The 16,506-nt window shown below is 58.5% G+C and carries 18 protein-coding genes; 12 read left to right on the forward strand and 6 right to left on the reverse strand.

Annotated elements, in window-relative coordinates:
- Positions 1-8: 8 nt before the first annotated feature.
- From rho to hemE, 3 genes are all read right to left on the reverse strand, one after another.
- Complete coding sequence (rho, locus tag BW978_RS17225; protein ID WP_085942900.1) at positions 9-1,274, reverse strand: transcription termination factor Rho; 1,266 nt, start codon at positions 1,272-1,274, stop codon at positions 9-11.
- Between the two features lie 192 nt (positions 1,275-1,466).
- A complete protein-coding gene (hemJ, locus tag BW978_RS17230; RefSeq protein ID WP_076397051.1) occupies positions 1,467-2,003 on the reverse strand; it encodes a protoporphyrinogen oxidase HemJ in 537 nt (178 codons plus the stop codon).
- A gap of 2 nt (positions 2,004-2,005) precedes the next feature.
- A complete protein-coding gene (gene hemE / locus BW978_RS17235) occupies positions 2,006-3,037 on the reverse strand; it encodes a uroporphyrinogen decarboxylase (RefSeq protein ID WP_076397052.1) in 1,032 nt (343 codons plus the stop codon).
- 405 nt (positions 3,038-3,442) lie between these two features.
- Between hemE and BW978_RS17240 the strand changes: the two genes are divergently transcribed.
- From BW978_RS17240 to dnaQ, 5 genes are read left to right on the forward strand one after another with little or no spacing between them, the layout of a single operon-like run.
- Positions 3,443-4,264, forward strand: coding sequence for a pyruvate, water dikinase regulatory protein (locus tag BW978_RS17240; protein ID WP_006724214.1), 822 nt, complete (start codon positions 3,443-3,445; stop codon positions 4,262-4,264).
- 31 nt (positions 4,265-4,295) lie between these two features.
- Positions 4,296-4,895, forward strand: coding sequence for a Maf-like protein (locus BW978_RS17245; RefSeq protein ID WP_076397053.1), 600 nt, complete (start codon positions 4,296-4,298; stop codon positions 4,893-4,895).
- Entirely contained in the window at positions 4,888-5,748 is an 861-nt protein-coding gene (locus BW978_RS17250) for a shikimate dehydrogenase (protein WP_076397054.1), read from the forward strand. The genes BW978_RS17245 and BW978_RS17250 overlap by 8 nt, the downstream gene beginning before the upstream one ends.
- Positions 5,745-6,350, forward strand: coding sequence for a dephospho-CoA kinase (gene coaE / locus BW978_RS17255; RefSeq protein WP_076397055.1), 606 nt, complete (start codon positions 5,745-5,747; stop codon positions 6,348-6,350). Before BW978_RS17250 ends, coaE begins: the two co-directional genes overlap by 4 nt.
- Positions 6,343-7,044, forward strand: a complete 702-nt coding sequence (gene dnaQ, locus BW978_RS17260) for a DNA polymerase III subunit epsilon (protein ID WP_076397056.1) — start codon at positions 6,343-6,345, stop codon at positions 7,042-7,044. Before coaE ends, dnaQ begins: the two co-directional genes overlap by 8 nt.
- Before the next feature lie 49 nt (positions 7,045-7,093).
- Here the strand turns inward: dnaQ and secB are convergent, their stop codons facing one another.
- Together secB and BW978_RS17270 are read right to left on the reverse strand one after the other, a co-directional pair.
- Positions 7,094-7,570, reverse strand: a complete 477-nt coding sequence (secB, locus tag BW978_RS17265; protein ID WP_054150010.1) for a protein-export chaperone SecB — start codon at positions 7,568-7,570, stop codon at positions 7,094-7,096.
- Between the two features lie 86 nt (positions 7,571-7,656).
- Positions 7,657-8,145 carry an FxsA family protein gene (locus BW978_RS17270; protein ID WP_076397057.1) on the reverse strand — a complete coding sequence of 163 codons (489 nt, stop codon included), beginning with the start codon at positions 8,143-8,145 and terminating at the stop codon, positions 7,657-7,659.
- A gap of 148 nt (positions 8,146-8,293) precedes the next feature.
- Between BW978_RS17270 and BW978_RS17275 the strand changes: the two genes are divergently transcribed.
- The 5 genes from BW978_RS17275 to gyrB all read left to right on the forward strand — a co-directional run bounded on the left by BW978_RS17275 (position 8,294) and on the right by gyrB (position 13,604).
- Complete coding sequence (locus tag BW978_RS17275) at positions 8,294-8,992, forward strand: Tim44/TimA family putative adaptor protein (protein WP_076397058.1); 699 nt, start codon at positions 8,294-8,296, stop codon at positions 8,990-8,992.
- The gene (locus tag BW978_RS17280) at positions 8,989-10,104 is read left to right on the forward strand and encodes a murein transglycosylase A (protein ID WP_076397059.1); all 1,116 of its coding nucleotides are present in this window, start codon (positions 8,989-8,991) and stop codon (positions 10,102-10,104) included. The genes BW978_RS17275 and BW978_RS17280 overlap by 4 nt, the downstream gene beginning before the upstream one ends.
- The gene (locus BW978_RS17285) at positions 10,105-10,662 is read left to right on the forward strand and encodes a Smr/MutS family protein (protein WP_076397060.1); all 558 of its coding nucleotides are present in this window, start codon (positions 10,105-10,107) and stop codon (positions 10,660-10,662) included.
- Complete coding sequence (locus BW978_RS17290) at positions 10,662-11,027, forward strand: helix-turn-helix domain-containing protein (RefSeq protein WP_076397061.1); 366 nt, start codon at positions 10,662-10,664, stop codon at positions 11,025-11,027. Before BW978_RS17285 ends, BW978_RS17290 begins: the two co-directional genes overlap by 1 nt.
- Before the next feature lie 141 nt (positions 11,028-11,168).
- On the forward strand, positions 11,169-13,604 hold the full coding sequence (gene gyrB, locus BW978_RS17295; RefSeq protein WP_076397062.1) for a DNA topoisomerase (ATP-hydrolyzing) subunit B: 2,436 nt from the start codon (positions 11,169-11,171) through the stop codon (positions 13,602-13,604).
- Positions 13,605-13,721: 117 nt separating this feature from the next.
- Here the strand turns inward: gyrB and BW978_RS17300 are convergent, their stop codons facing one another.
- On the reverse strand, positions 13,722-14,312 hold the full coding sequence (locus BW978_RS17300) for a nitroreductase family protein (RefSeq protein ID WP_076397063.1): 591 nt from the start codon (positions 14,310-14,312) through the stop codon (positions 13,722-13,724).
- 275 nt (positions 14,313-14,587) lie between these two features.
- On the opposite strand from BW978_RS17300, the gene BW978_RS17305 reads away from it, so the two are divergent.
- Both BW978_RS17305 and BW978_RS17310 read left to right on the forward strand, forming a co-directional pair.
- Positions 14,588-15,871 carry a polyhydroxyalkanoate depolymerase gene (locus tag BW978_RS17305; RefSeq protein WP_076397064.1) on the forward strand — a complete coding sequence of 428 codons (1,284 nt, stop codon included), beginning with the start codon at positions 14,588-14,590 and terminating at the stop codon, positions 15,869-15,871.
- A 144-nt stretch (positions 15,872-16,015) separates the two neighbouring features.
- Positions 16,016-16,447, forward strand: coding sequence for a DUF2852 domain-containing protein (locus tag BW978_RS17310; protein WP_076397129.1), 432 nt, complete (start codon positions 16,016-16,018; stop codon positions 16,445-16,447).
- The last annotated feature ends 59 nt before the right edge of the window (positions 16,448-16,506 follow it).

Consider the following 16,506-nt stretch of genomic DNA (forward strand, 5'->3'; position numbering starts at 1 on the left):
GCACCACATCAGGTGTTCATCGAGTCGAAGAAGTCGCCGTTGTTCTTCGTCTGCTTGAGTTTGTCGATGAGGAATTCGATGGCGTCGGTCGTGCCCATCGGCGCAAGAATACGGCGCAGAACGAAAATCTTCTGGAGATCCTGACGTGGGACTAACAGGTCTTCCTTACGCGTACCGGACTTGAGGATGTCCATGGCCGGGAAGATGCGCTTGTCTGCGACCTTGCGATCGAGAACGATTTCCGAGTTACCGGTGCCCTTGAATTCTTCGAAGATGACTTCGTCCATACGGCTACCCGTGTCGATCAGCGCCGTTGCGATGATCGTCAGCGAACCGCCTTCTTCGATGTTACGGGCAGCACCAAAGAAGCGCTTCGGGCGCTGCAATGCATTTGCGTCGACACCACCGGTCAAGACCTTGCCCGAGGACGGGACCACGGTGTTGTAAGCACGGCCGAGGCGCGTGATCGAATCAAGCAGAATGACGACGTCTCGGCCATGTTCGACAAGACGCTTGGCCTTTTCGATGACCATTTCGGCCACCTGCACGTGACGAACCGCGGGTTCGTCAAAGGTCGAGGATACGACTTCACCGCGCACGGAACGCTGCATGTCGGTCACTTCTTCCGGACGTTCGTCGATCAGAAGGACGATCAGATAACATTCCGGATGGTTGGCCGTGATCGAATGCGCGATATTCTGCAGAATAACCGTCTTACCGGTGCGCGGCGGTGCGACGATCAGGCCGCGCTGGCCTTTCCCAAGCGGCGCCACGAGATCGATAACACGTGCAGACAGATCCTTCGACGTCGGAACATCGAGTTCCATCTTGAAGCGCTCGTTCGGATAGAGCGGCGTCAGGTTGTCGAAATGCACCTTGTGGCGGATCTTTTCTGGATCCTCGAAATTGATCGTGTTGACCTTCAGCAAAGCGAAATAGCGCTCGCCTTCCTTCGGTCCCCGAATCGGACCTTCGACTGTATCACCGGTCTTCAGCGAGAAACGGCGGATCTGCGAAGGCGAAATGTAGATATCGTCGGGGCCGGGGAGATAGTTCGCATTGGCCGAACGCAGGAAACCAAAGCCATCCTGCAGGACTTCCACGACACCTTCGCCGATGATCTCAACATCCTGGCTCGCCAGCATCTTCAGGATCGCAAACATCAGCTCCTGCTTGCGCATCGTGCTCGCGTTTTCAACTTCGAGCGATTCAGCAAAGGTCAGGAGATCGGTTGGCGATTTGCTTTTGAGTTCTTGTAGCTTCATTTCAGCCATGAAGAGGGACCACGTCAGATAGAATTTTCAAGGGGAACGGCGAGCTGGTGGAATTCGGTACGATCGCGAGAGCCGCAAATGACTGAATAGTACGCAAGCCAAAGGAGGAAGTAGCGCGAAAATAGCGACTCGCGGATTCGACCGCAAGCGAAAAGCCCGCACCACCGAAAATAATGCGTGATCGCGCCGAGATCAGAACGGCTTCACGACCGCAAGAACCACAATCAGAATCATCAGCAGGGTAGGCGCCTCGTTCATCATCCGCCAGTAACGCGGCGTTCCCACGTACTCGCCACGCCCGAACGATTTGACAGCCTTGGCGAAATAACCGTGAACGCCGGACAATGCCACAACAGCCGCGATCTTGGCATGCAGCCAACCACCCTGGAACGCAAAGACCTGCCAAGCCAGATATAATCCCAGGATCCAGGAAACGATCATGGCAGGCGTCATGATGACCTTCATGAGCCTGGTTTCCATCACGGCAAATGTCTTCGCCTGCTGTGACGATGGATCACAGTCCGAATGATAGATGAACAGTCGCGGCAGGTAGAGCATGCCTGCCATCCAGGAGATGATGGCGATCACATGCAGCGCCTTGATCCAGGGGTAAGCCTGGTCCGGTCCGGCAAGCATGATACCGACACCGACGATCCCGAAAAACACGAGAGCGGACGCAGCCTTTCTCGCTGCGCGCATCCCGGGCTTGTCGTCGATCTGCTTTTCCATAATCAGCCGAAACCCCGAACCTGAGCGACGAGCTCGGTCACATGCTCCGGATCAGCTTGCGGCGTAATCCCGTGGCCGAGATTGAAGATCAGCGGTCCATGGCCGAGTGCCTGGAGGATCGCATCGATGCCCTCCTTCAGTGCTGCGCCACCAGCAACGACACGCATTGGATCCAGATTGCCTTGAACAGGGCCATCCTTCTGCAGCTCGACAGCAAAGCTCAAGGGAACCGACCAATCGAGACCAATGGCATCCGCACGGGTGTCCTGGCGGTAATTCTTCAACAAGATGCCGGCGCCCTTGGCAAAGGCGATCACCTTTGCCTGCGGACGACGCGACTTGACCGAGTCGATAATCCGCCGAACCGGCCGCGCGGCAAACGCCTCGAATTCCGCCTCGCCCAGAACACCTGCCCAGGAATCGAAGATCTGCACGGCGTCGGCACCCGCATCGATCTGCGCGACGAGGTAGTCGGCCGAGACATCAGCGAGAAAATCGAGGAGCCGGGCAAAGACCTCCGGATGACGATAGGCGAAGAGACGGGCAGGGGCCTGGTCAGGCGTGCCATGTCCAGCGATCATGTAGGTCGCCACCGTCCAGGGAGCGCCACAGAAGCCAAGCAGGGTCGTTTCGCTGGGCAATTCCGCACGCAGCCGTGACACCGTCTCCATGACCGGCTTGAGGTGATCCAGGACACCTTCTGCCGAAAGCGCCAGTATGCCGTCCGGGTCGATGGGGTCCATCTGCGGACCATGGCCTTCGGTGAAGGTCACGTTACGATGCAGCGCATCCGGTATGACCAGAATATCCGAAAACAGGATGGCAGCATCAAAGCCATAACGGCGGATCGGTTGAAGGGTGACCTCTGTCGCGTACTCAGGCGAATAACAGAGATCGAGAAAGCTCCCAGCCTTCTTCCTCGTTTCCCGATACTCCGGGAGATAACGACCTGCCTGTCTCATGAGCCAGATGGGCGGTGGCGTGACCGTTTTTCCATCCAGAACGTCGAGGACTTTTAGGTTCGGCGTGCTCAAGGCTCAAGCCCTTTCAATAAAGAAAAGAGATATTGATTCTTCTTCTATTTCTAAGAGTCTCTGACTATCAAGGATTAATCTGGGATCACAGCTTGTTCCCAATCGACGATATCAGCCTAGTGTCGACAGTAAGTCAGACTGCGGGTCTTTGGGATAGTGGGGATAACTACAAATTAACCCGTGATTCCAGCAATTTGCGATCCGAACAAAATCCACGTTAACGATGGAGGAAGAGTCGAAATGCGAGGAATGATCTTCTGTCGTCACCGTAATTCACAGCCCTCTGGAATCGGAAGCCTCATGGTGACCAATTGTGGATAAATCGGCACTTTTCCCGCCTCTGGTCCGCCCCGCGCGCCGTGGCCTCTGTTTATCCCAGACTATCAACAGGGTGCGGTGAAGAACGTGGAGAACCGGAAAAACTTCTTTCATCTCCACCTGATTTCTGACTCAACGGGGGAGACTCTGATCTCGGCAGGCCGAGCAGCAGCGGCGCAATTTCGTGGTTCCAATGCCATCGAGCATGTTTATCCCCTGATCCGAAGCAAGAAACAGATCAAGGCTTTGATCGATGCGCTCGATCGCGAACCTGGTATCGTGCTCTACACGATCGTCGACCAGGATCTCGCAGCACTTGTCGAAACGGGATGTCATGAACTGGGCTTGCCCTGCGTCAACGTGCTGGCCCCGATCATCGAGAAGTTCCAGGATTACCTGGGTGCGCCGTCCCGAGGGCGTGTCGGTGCTCAACATGTTCTGAACGCCGAATATTTCGCACGCATCGAAGCGTTGAATTTCACCATGGACCATGATGATGGCCAGGCGCCGGAAGATTATGATCAGGCCGACGTCGTGATCATCGGCATCAGCCGGACCTCCAAGACCCCGACGAGCATCTATCTCGCCAACCGCGGCATCAAGACGGCGAACCTGCCAATCGTCCCCGGCGTTCCGCTGCCCGAAGGATTGCTGAAAGCAACACGCCCCCTCATCGTCGGCCTGATCGCAACGTCCGACCGGATTTCACAGGTTCGCGAGAACCGGGTTCTCGGAGCGACAACCGGTTATGACCGCAGCGAATATGTCGACCGCGCATCGATCACGGAAGAGTTGAAATACGCCCGCTCGCTGTGCGCGCGCAACAACTGGCCTCTGATCGACGTAACACGTCGGTCGATCGAGGAGACGGCGGCGGCCATTGTTGCTCTGCGTCCCAAGCCGCGCTAATTCAGGACAATACCAATACGAAGGTCTCAGCATGGGCTCACCCTTGATTCTCGCGTCGGGCAGCACGGCGCGCCAGATGCTCCTGAAAAATGCCGGCCTCGACTTCATCGCGATCCCTGCGACGGTGGATGAAAGAGCGATCGAGGAAAACCTGCCACTCGCAGGAAGAGACCCCGTATCGGTTGCCCGGCACCTGGCGCTGGCCAAGGCCATGGATGTGTCGGAGCGCGCTCCAGGCGCCTTTGTCATCGGTTGCGACCAGACCATGTCTCTCGGAAACCAGATCTTTCACAAGGCCGCTTCGCTGGATGAGGCCCGGCAGACCTTGATCAGCCTGCGCGGCAAGGCACACTTCCTGAACAGTGCAGTCTGTCTGGTGCGAGACGGTGAACTTCTCTGGAGCGACGTGACGAAAGCCTGCATGCAGGTTCGTGACTTTTCTGATGAGTTCCTGGACGGCTACATCGAGCGCATTGGAAAGTCGATCTTGTCCAGCGTTGGCTGCTATCAGCTCGAAGGCGAGGGCATTCAGCTCTTTGATGCTATCGCCGGCGACTATTTCACCATCCTTGGTCTACCGCTTTTGCCGCTCCTGGCCGCTCTTCGTCAGCATGAGATTAACCATGCGTGATTCACGTGAAACATTTTTGCCCCGTGCTTTTGTCGCCGGCTATCCAATCAAGCATTCTCGCTCGCCGATGATCCATGGGCACTGGCTTGAGACCTACGATCTACCCGGTAGTTATGAGAAGATCGCTGTGTCACCGGAGGACTTTGCCGACTTCATGCTACGTCTGAAAGACGCAGACAGTCCCTATCGGGGCGGCAATATCACGATCCCGCATAAGGAGGCGGCGAGCAGACTTGCCGATCGGATTGACCCGGTGGCCGAAGAACTCGGAGCGGCCAACACGCTCTGGCGTGAAGACGGCTTGCTGCACGCGACCAACACGGACGGCATCGGCTTTGTTGCCAATCTCGATGCACAGCACCCAGGATGGGATAAGGTCGATCGCGCCGTGGTTCTGGGAGCAGGGGGAGCGAGCCGTGCCATTCTGCAGGCGCTTCGTGATCGCGGCATCTCAGAAGTTCATGTCGTCAACCGGACGGTCGATCGCGCACGGGAACTCGTGGACAGGTTCGGGGCACCGCTTCACGCACATGGTATGGACGCCCTCAATTCCCTTCTGGACGGTGCCGGGCTTTTCGTAAACACGACATCTTTGGGCATGGATGGCACGGCTGCGCCGCCTCTTCCTTTCGACAGGATGAAGCACGACGCCCTTGTCACCGATATCGTCTACGTCCCTTTGAAGACACCCTTCCTTCAGCAGGCAGAGCAGATTGGTCTGCCGACGGTCGATGGTCTTGGCATGCTTCTGCACCAGGCTGCGCCAGGATTTGAACGATGGTTCGGACAAAAGCCCGAAGTGACAGCTGAGTTGCGCCAGCTCGTACTGGATGACATCGAGGCACATGCATGATCATCGTGGGACTCACAGGCTCGATCGGCATGGGCAAGTCCACGACTGCATCGCTCTTTGCCGAGGAAGGTGTTCCCGTCAACGATGCAGATCGCGTGGTTCACGAACTCTACCGCTCGGAAGCCGTCGAGCCCGTCGCGCGCCTTTTCCCCGGTGCCATTGTCGACGGCATTGTCGATCGCGCCAAGCTGTCGGCGAATCTGGCAAAGAATCCGGCTAAATTCAAAGAGCTCGAAGCCATCGTCCATCCTCTGGTGCACAGCAGGGAACTGACTTTTCTCGAGCAGCAAAGCGCACTCGGCCAAGCCTTAGTCGTGCTCGACATTCCCTTGTTGTTCGAGACTGGCGGCGAAAAGCGTGTTGACCGGATCGTTGTCGTGAGTTGCGAACCCGAGATGCAGAGAGCGCGGGTGCTCGCAAGGCCCGGAATGACGGAAGAGAAGTTCCAGATGATCCTCTCGAGGCAGGTTCCGGATGCGCAAAAGCGCGCCAGGGCCGATTACGTCATTGATACCGGCCACGGGATTGACAGCGCGCGCGCCCAGGTCAAAACGATCGTGAGAGAACTACGCGAACAGGCGGAGCGAACAGACAATGCGTGAGATCATCTTCGATACGGAAACGACCGGGCTCGACAACAAGGCTGACCGGGTGATCGAAATCGGTGGCATCGAATTGCTCAATCATTTCCCGACCGGCCGCACCTTTCATGTCTACATAAACCCTGCCGACCGAAAAGTTCATCCCGATGCACTGGCGGTGCACGGCATCACCGACGAATTTCTGAAAGACAAGCCGGTCTTCGCCGAGATTGTTTCCGAGCTCCAGGAATTCTTTGAAGGCGCCAAGTGGATCGCTCACAACGCCTCATTCGACATGGGTTTCATCAACGCTGAGTTCGAGCGTCTGAGCCTCGCACCGGTCCCCTCCGACATGGTGATCGACACGCTGGCGCTCGCGCGTCGCAAACATCCGATGGGGCCGAACTCGTTGGACGCCCTCTGCCGTCGATACGGCATCGACAACTCGCACCGTACGAAACACGGCGCTCTGCTCGACTCTGAACTGCTCGCCGAGGTCTATATCGAGATGCTCGGCGGCCGGCAGGCAGCACTAGGTCTGACGACCATCGACACGCGGCGGAGCCAAACGAGCGAAGTCGATGACGCGGTCGAGATCAGCTACGACCGTCCGCGTGCTCTTGCACCACGTCTCTCCGCGGCCGAGGTGGATGGCCATGCCAAACTCGTCGGGCGTCTTGGCGGAAAAGCGATCTGGTCAAAATACGACGCATGAAAAAAGGGCCCAAAAGGGCCCTTTGCTTTGGCAGATAGAGAATGCGGTCTCAGTTCGGCACCGACTGCGTCTTCGCGCGGGACTGCTCTTCGGCAACACGCTGAGCGAACATCTGGGCGAAGTCGATCGGATCGATCATAAGCGGCGGGAAGCCACCGTTGCGGGTCGCGTCGGCGATGATCTGGCGGGCAAAGGGGAAGAGCAGGCGCGGGCACTCGATGAAGAGAACCGGCAGCATGTGTTCCTGCGGGAAGCCCGAGATGCGGAAGACGCCGCCATAGATCAGCTCGGTCACGAACACGACCTTGTCGCCATCCTTGGCTTCCGCATTCAGCGCCAGAACGACGTCGAAGTCGTTGTCGGAAAGCGGGTTTGCATTAACATTGACGTTGATATTGATGGCCGGCGCCTTGTCGCGCGCTTGAAGCGAGCGGGGTGCACCCGGATTTTCAAACGAAAAATCCTTGATGTACTGGGCGAGAATATTGAGGGACGGAGAAGCCGTTCCCTGATTGTTGTCGGCCATAGGGCGTGTCCTTGAAGATGAATTGCTAAGGCCATCTAACATTTGAACCTTGCGCTTACAACCCTGCGAGCCCGCGCCGCAGAGCGTCAGTCGCGGCCGATCCGCGGATCGCGCCAAGGCGAGTTCGGGTCGGGTTCACGCTGATACTCGTCGTCGCCGAGGTCGACCACATTCTCTTCTTTGGGGCGGCTCGTCCTGAAACCGGCGTCGGAAAAACTGCTGCGGACAACGAGCCGCGGCTTGATCAGACGCCAGGCGAGATCACGAACGAAGGGCAGGAAGAGCAGAATTCCAATGATATCGCCGAATAAGCCGGGCACGATCAGAAGAAAGGCAGCAACCACCAGAAGGGCACCGTGAACCAGTTCCCGTCCGGGATCCATGCCGCGCTGCGCCTCGTTCTGTAATCGGCGCAGGATACCCGCCCCCTGATATCGGAGCAGTACGACACCTGCGAAGGCTGCGAGAATGATCAGTGCCAGGGTCGGCAAGACGCCTATGGCTTGTCCGACCAGGATAAAGCTGGCGATTTCAATGAGTGGTGCGATGAGAAAAAGCACCAGGGGAAGGCGCATGGGCTGCTCCAAACGCCTTTGTGATCCGGATATCGCAAGAGTCGGCGCTTACTCGATGCAAAGAATGCATTGCGCCATTTGAATGATGCGGCGCTGCGGACTATATGGGAGAAAGAAAAATCAAATTCAATCAAGCCTGGCGGTATTCATGGGGTCTAGCGATTTCGTTACATTGTTCTTCCTGGTCGCGGCGGTTCTGATCTTCTTTCAGCTCCGCAGCGTGCTTGGACGACGCACGGGCCATGAAAAGCCGCCGTTCGATCCGTTCGCACAGCGCGATCTGGCCAAGGGGGCAGCGCGAGACGATGGCAAGGTTGTCACCCTTCCGCGCCGTGAGGATGGCAACGCTGAAGATCGCTTCGGCGCCGTAGACGCCTACGCGCCTGCCGGCACAGCCCTGAACGATCAGTTGCGCGAACTTCTGCGCCACGATCCGAGCTTCAACCCGAAGGAATTCCTGAACGGTGCCAAGATCGCCTACGAGATGATCGTCATGGCCTATGCCGATGGCGACCGGAAGGCGCTGAAGGGACTGCTGTCCCGCGAGGTCTTCGACGGTTTCGAAAGCGCAATCGCCGATCGCGAGAGCCGCGGCGAGATTGTGAAGTCGACTTTTGTCGGCATCGAGAAGGCGGACATCATCCAGGCATCCGCTCGTGAAAACGAGGAGCAGGTAACCGTTCGCATGGTCAGCCAGTTGATCACGGCCACCTACGACAAGACGGGCGCCATCATTGATGGCGATGCCGAGGCGGTGTCCGAGGTGAACGACGTGTGGACCTTCGCCCGCGATGTGCGCTCGCGCGATCCGAACTGGAAGCTGATCGCGACCGAAGCCGAACAATGAGCGATCTCAGCGCCTGGCGACTGAGGCCGGCATCCTTCGATGATCTGCCCGGCTGGTCAGCCGACGATCCTTCATCCCTTTGGCCTGCCTTGACCGACTGTAGGAGATACCTGCAGTCGGTCAAACCATATAAGCCAGGTGCTTTGGGACTGACCGTCGAAGATCTGATGCCTATGCTGGACGCTGCATCGACGCACAGTCCGGACACCGCAGCTCAGGCGCGGCTTTTCTTCGAACAGCAAACGCGACCCTTCCTGGTAGAGCCCAGCGGGCAAAACGCAGGTCTGGTTACGGCATTCTACGAGCCTGAAGTCGCGGTCAGCGATCGGCCTGATGACGAATACCGCCATCCCTTCTATCGCCGTCCTCTGGATCTCGTGGACGTGGATGACGCCAATCGCACCACGGACCTGGACGCCGGTTACGCATTCGCCCTACGCACAGACAGTGGCCTCAAGCCGTATCCGGATCGCCGCGACATTGATCGGGGCTGGCTCGAGCGCAGGGGGCTTGAAATCGCCTGGGCCCGCTCGAAGGTCGATGTGTTCTTCGCTCATGTCCAGGGTGCCGCACGATTACGATATCCCGATGGACGCGTCCGGCGGATAACCTATGCGGCCAAGGCCGGTCATCCCTTTTCCGGCATCGGCCGTCTGCTGATCGATAGGGGCGAGATCCCGGAAGCGGATATCTCCATGCAGTCGATTCGGGCCTGGCTCTCTACCCATCCCGACCGCGTGGACGAGATCCTCTGGCACAACCGATCCTATATCTTCTTCCGGGAAGCGGAGGTTGACGACCTCACCCGAGGACCGATTGCCGCCGCCAAGGTACCGCTGATCGCGGGCCGATCACTCGCGGTCGATCGTCAGATCCATACCTTCGGCTTTCCATTTTTCATCAACGCCAAAGGGCTGACACATATGGATGGCGGACGCGATTTCGCCCGGACCATGCTGGCGCTCGATACCGGTTCTGCAATCGTCGGACCTGCACGCGGGGATATCTTTACGGGCTCCGGAGATCAGGCGGGCGAGTTGGCAGGGGCCGTGCGCAACGCGGCCGACTTCTATATACTCATCCCGAAGCAGGCGGCAGAGAGGTTTGTCTGAGTGTCGGGTGGACCAAAGCTCAATCCGGAAGATCGCATCCTCTGGGGCAAGGTCGCGCGTTCGACCCGCCCGATGCCCGGACGTATGGAAGACCTGCTGAGTTTCGAGGAGCAGTTCCAGACTCCGGTCGAAGAAAAGGACGTGCCCGCTCTCAATCGTGCCGCTGTCTCCCCATCGAGCCCAAGCACAGATGCCGAGCGCAAGTCCGCAGCCCGAATCCACCACCCGCTGGAAAAGCCGGTCAAGCGCAAGCTCTCCCGCGGTCATCTGGCGCTTGAGGCGCGGATCGACTTGCACGGGCTTATCCAGAGTGAGGCGCATGGAATGCTGCTCGATTTCCTCATCCGGGCCCATGATCGGGGTCTGCGCCACGTCCTTGTAATCACCGGCAAGGGAAGCTCGCTCGGGAGTGAAGGCGCGTTGAAGCGCGCGGTACCGCTCTGGTTTTCCCTGCCGGAATTCCGTTTCCTGATTTCTTCCTACGAGCCGGCCGCACGTCAGCATGGCGGGGAGGGGGCACTCTATGTGCGGCTCTCCCGCCGCGGACAGGAGCGCTGATGACGCCGTTTGGTGATGCGTTGCGGCAGTTGCGGGAACGCAAGGGTGTCTCTCAGAAGGAGATGGCCGCAGCGATCGGGGTCTCGCCCGCCTATCTCTCGGCGCTAGAACACGGCAGGCGCGGCTTACCCAATTTCGACTTTCTCCAGCGCGTTGCCGGCTACTTCAACATCATCTGGGACGAGGCCGAGGAGCTCTTCTCGACGGCCGGCCGTTCCGATCCCCGCGTGGTGCTGGATACCTCAGGCATGAAGCCGGAATACACGGCCTTCGCCAACGATCTGGCGAAGCTGATTCGCCAGCTCTCTCCCGATGTGATACGAGACATGCAGGATATTCTGGATAGCGCCAAAAAACGGCCTTGAAGGGGTTGAAAAGCCCAATCTATCCACGAGAAACGACGCCCTCGCCTTTGGAACTCAGGCCAAAACCCCTATAGTCGGGCTGCTTGAAGCTGCTGATTCGAATCAGCCGGGCCTTTGAGAATTGACTGGAAAGATTGCTGAATGACCGACTTGCCGATCGCGGAAAATGATGCACCGGCCGAATATGGCGCTGACTCGATCAAGGTTCTGAAGGGACTGGACGCCGTCCGCAAGCGCCCCGGCATGTATATCGGTGATACCGACGACGGCTCCGGCCTCCATCACATGGTCTACGAAGTCGTCGACAACGCGATCGACGAAGCGCTGGCCGGTCATGCGGACATCGTGACTGTCACGCTGAATGCCGATGGCTCGGTCACAGTGACGGACAACGGTCGTGGCATTCCGACGGACATTCACACCGGCGAAGGCGTCTCTGCCGCCGAGGTCATCATGACCCAGTTGCATGCCGGCGGTAAGTTCGACCAGAATTCCTACAAGGTCTCCGGTGGTCTGCACGGCGTTGGCGTATCGGTCGTCAATGCGCTTTCGGTCAAGCTCAACCTGAAAATCCGCCGCAACAACAAGCTGCATGAAATCACTTTTACCCATGGCGTGGCCGACGGTCCGCTGAAGGTGATCGGTGAATATGAGGGCCGTTCTGGAACGGAAGTAACCTTCCTGCCCAGCACCGAGACCTTCACCAATGTCGATTTCGATTATGGAACGCTCGAGCATCGCCTTCGCGAGCTCGCCTTCCTGAATTCCGGTGTCCGCATTCTTCTGACCGACAAGCGCAAGTCCGACATCCGTCAGGAAGAGATGCTCTATGACGGCGGCCTTGAAGCCTTCGTCCGCTATCTCGATCGCTCCAAGAAGCCGCTCGTAGACAAGCCGGTGGCCATCAAGGGTGAGAAGGACGGGATCACTGTCGAAGTCGCCATGTGGTGGAACGACAGCTACCACGAGAACGTGCTCTGCTTCACCAACAACATTCCCCAGCGCGACGGCGGCACCCATATGGCCGGCTTCCGCGCCGCTCTGACCCGTCAGGTGACGTCCTATGCGGATAGCTCGGGCATCACCAAGAAGGAGAAGGTGTCGCTGCAGGGTGAAGACTGCCGCGAAGGTCTTTCGGCTGTCCTCTCGGTAAAGGTACCGGATCCCAAGTTCTCGTCGCAGACGAAGGACAAGCTCGTTTCGTCGGAAGTGCGCCCAGTGGTCGAAAACCTCGTCAACGAGGCGCTCAGCACTTGGTTCGAGGAACACCCGACGGAAGCAAAGATCCTGGTCGGCAAGGTGGTCGAGGCGGCGGTTGCCCGCGAAGCCGCCCGCAAGGCGCGTGAGCTGACCCGCCGCAAGGGTGCACTCGATATCGCCTCCCTGCCTGGCAAGCTCGCCGACTGCTCCGAGCGCGATCCGGCCAAATCCGAACTCTTCCTCGTCGAGGGTGACTCGGCAGGTGGCTCCGCGAAGCAGGGACGTTCGCGCGAAAACCAGGCGATCCTGCCACTGCGTGGTAAGATCCTCAACGTTGAGCGCGCCCGCTTCGACAAGATGCTCTCAAGCCAGGAAATCGGCACGCTGATCACAGCGCTGGGTACATCAATCGGCAAGGACGAGTTCAACGCCGACAAGCTGCGCTACCACAAGATCATCATCATGACCGATGCTGATGTCGACGGCGCACATATCAGAACGCTTCTGCTGACATTCTTCTTCCGTCAGATGCCGGAATTGATCGAACGCGGTCATCTCTACATCGCCCAGCCGCCGCTCTATAAGGTCTCGCGCGGCAAGTCCGTCCAGTACCTGAAGGACGAGAAGGCGTTGGAAGACTATCTGATCACCATGGGTCTCGAAGAGGCGACCCTCACGCTCGCCAATGGCGAAGTCCGCGCCGGCCAGGACCTGCGCGACGTGATTCAGGATGCCTTGCGTCTGCGGTCACTGATCGATGGCCTTCATTCACGCTACAACCGCAATGTCATCGAGCAGGCAGCGATTGCCGGTGCGCTCAATCCCGAACTGACAGGCAACCGCCAGCAGGCGGAGGCGACCGCAGCGCTGGTCGCGAGTCGTCTGGACATGATCGCCGAAGACACCGAACGCGGCTGGCAGGGTTTCGTCACCGACGAAGGCGGCCTTCGCTTCGAGCGCATGGTCCGCGGCGTCAAGGAAGTCGCTGCCGTGGATGTGGCCCTCATCGGTTCGGCGGACGCTCGCCACATGGACCAGATGTCCGCCCGCCTGCGCGAGATCTATTCGGAACCTCCGGTTCTCACCCGTAAGGACGGCCGCAGCGATATGGCTGGTCCACGTGCACTTCTGGACTCGATCTTTGCGACCGGCCGCAAGGGCCTCTCCATGCAGCGCTACAAGGGCCTCGGCGAAATGAATGCCGAGCAGCTCTGGGAAACCACGCTCGATCCGAACGTACGCTCTCTGCTGCAGGTCCGGGTCAACGACGCGACCGACGCCGACGGTCTGTTCTCGCGCCTTATGGGCGATGAGGTCGAGCCTCGCCGCGAGTTCATTCAGGACAACGCGCTCAGCGTCGCCAACCTCGACATCTGATATCGGTAGATCGCAAATCAAAAGGGCCGCTACTTGGGAGCGGCCCTTTTTCTTGATCAACAGGTTTAGTTGTTGAGATGGTTAACGTGATTCACGTGAAACCATGAATGCGGGCGCTCAGAAACGTCCCTCGAATGCCACCTCTGCAAGCGGCTTGCGACCATTCGGCGTTTCCTTCGAACGCAGACCTTCCGGCAGCGCTTCCTTGTCACCCAACTTGCCGATGGCGACCGCTGCGTTGATGTGGAAACCATCAGGCGCGCCCAGCTCCGAGACGGCCCGATCGAAGTCGAAGCCGGTCATTGCGTGGGCGAAATAGCCCGACTTGATGGCCTGAACCGAGAGCAGACCCCAGGCCGCACCCGCGTCGAAACTGTGGCTGCGATAGGACTTCGGCTCCGAACCATCGGCCGGACGGCTCAGTGTGTCGGAAAAGATGAAGACGAGGGCAGCGGCATTCTTGGCCCAACCCTGGTTGAACTCGATCAGGATATCGAGAAACTTGTCGAACTCAGGTGTTCCCTTCAGGGCGTAGATGAAGCGCCAGGGCTGGTAGTTGAACGCTGACGGCGCCCAATGCGCGGCATCGAGGATGGTCAGGAGATCTTCCTTCGGCATCGTGCTTCCGTCAAAGGCACGCGGCGACCATCGATCGAGAAAGATCGGATCGACATTGTATTCGGACTGGCGGTGATTGCTGCTGGTCATGGTGTTCCTTCACACATGTCTTGGGATGACGGATGGAACAAACATCAATTCGCAAGCCTCGGAAAGGGTCGCGGCTGCAAATTCGGGTGAACAATGTGATCGTTGATTAACCCCATCGAGGGGAGGGAACCTTAAGGCTTTTCGAACATCATCCGAAGTCATGAGACTTTATGTGCTGCGAAAGGAGGGAAAATCCGGGCTTTTGCGATGCACAAAGTCTGTTAGTGTAGCGAATGAACGCGGACCCTCTGGTCCGACAAAAAGGTACAGAACCCATGTTCTATCAGCTCTATGAACTGAACCATGCAGTCATGGCGCCTTTCCGGGCAACCGCCGACGCAATGAACCTCGCCTGGAAAAATCCATTGAACCCTTGGTCGCACACCGTCGTGGGGCGCTCCTTCTCAGCAGGCTTCGAAGTTTTCGAACGTGTGACGCGCCGCTATGGCAAGCCCGCCTTCGGCCTCCCGACAACCACCGTCGATGGTGAGAGCGTGAAGGTCGAGGAAGAGATCGTTTGGCGCAAGCCATTCTGTGACATGATCCACTTCAAGCGGCATCTGCCGGCCGGTGCCGAAAAAGGCCCGCGCATCCTGATCGTCGCCCCGATGTCCGGCCACTATGCCACATTGCTGCGCGGCACAGTCGAGGCGCTGCTGCCAAGTGCTGACATCTATATCAGCGACTGGATCGACGCCCGGATGGTTCCCGTGACCGAGGGCGACTTCGATCTCGACGATTACATCGACTACGTCATCGACATGCTTCACCATCTCGGCCCCGACACCCATGTCGTTGCCGTCTGTCAGCCCTCCGTGCCCGTGCTTGCCGCCGTAGCCGTCATGGAAGCCGATGGAGACACCTGTGCTCCGGCATCTATGACTCTCATGGGCGGCCCGATCGACACACGCATCAACCCGACCGCTGTCAATCAGCTGGCCCAGGACAAGCCTCTCGAATGGTTCCGCGACAATGTCATCATGCAGGTGCCGTGGCCGCAGCCCGGCTTCATGCGTCAGGTCTATCCGGGCTTCCTGCAGCTCTCGGGCTTTATGTCGATGAACCTCGATCGGCACATGATTGCGCACAAGGAGTTTTACATGCACCTCGTCAAGAACGACGGGGAACCGGCCGAAAAGCACCGCGACTTCTACGATGAATATCTGGCGGTCATGGACCTGACGGCAGAATTCTATCTCCAGACCGTCGAGACGGTGTTCATCAAGCACTCCCTGCCCAAGGGCGAGATGATGCATCGCAACAAGCGCGTCGACACGACAGCGATCCGCAACGTCGCGCTCCTGACAGTCGAAGGCGAAAACGACGACATCTCTGGTCTCGGTCAGACCAAGGCGGCGCAGACCATCTGCACCAACATTCCTGACGATATGCGCCTGCATTACATGCAGCCGGACGTTGGCCACTACGGCGTCTTCAATGGCTCGCGTTTCCGTCGCGAAATCGCGCCGCGCATTGTCGAATTCGCCCGCACACACGGCAAGAAGGCCAAGACCACCACTCCGGTCAAGCGCGTCATCAAGGGCGGCAAGGCTCTCTGACATTTTCGTCATTCCGAATTTAAGAAGCGGATTCAGTCGGTTCTCCGATTGGGTCCGCTTCTTTCTTGAAGGGCAGGGCGGCATTTCCCACATCGAAACCATCGGACGGCATTCCGCTGTCCGCGCAAAACGAGGTTATCGATGATGAACCAGTCAGCACTGCTTCGGCCGGATTGGACTCCGGCAACCGTCGCCTTGATGGTGCTCGGCTTCATGGTCTTCTGGCCGCTCGGTCTGGCCATGCTTGCCTATATCCTGTTTGGCGAGAAGTTTCAGAACTTCAAGCGGGAAGCCAATCAGAAGGCGGATAGTGCCTTCGCCTGGTGCCGCTCCAACAGCTATACTGCGCCTGCCTCAACCGGGAATGTCGCCTTTGACGAGTGGCGCAAGACCGAACTCGGGCGTCTCGACGAAGAACGTCGCCGTCTCGATGAGATGCGTGCCGAATTCGACAACTACGCCCGCGAACTGCGTCGGGCGAAGGACCAGGAAGAGTTCGACCGCTTCATGCGCGACCGTCAGCAGATGAAGACTTCAGGCGAGGGCGGTCCCGCCCAGGGTTTCACCGGCAACTGACCGGTCGAGCCATCCTGTCGCAACCGGGGTCGGCGCTCGTGCGCCGGCCTTTTTTGTTG

Source organism: Rhizobium sp. RU33A, assembly GCF_900156055.1.
GTDB lineage: Bacteria > Pseudomonadota > Alphaproteobacteria > Rhizobiales > Rhizobiaceae > Allorhizobium.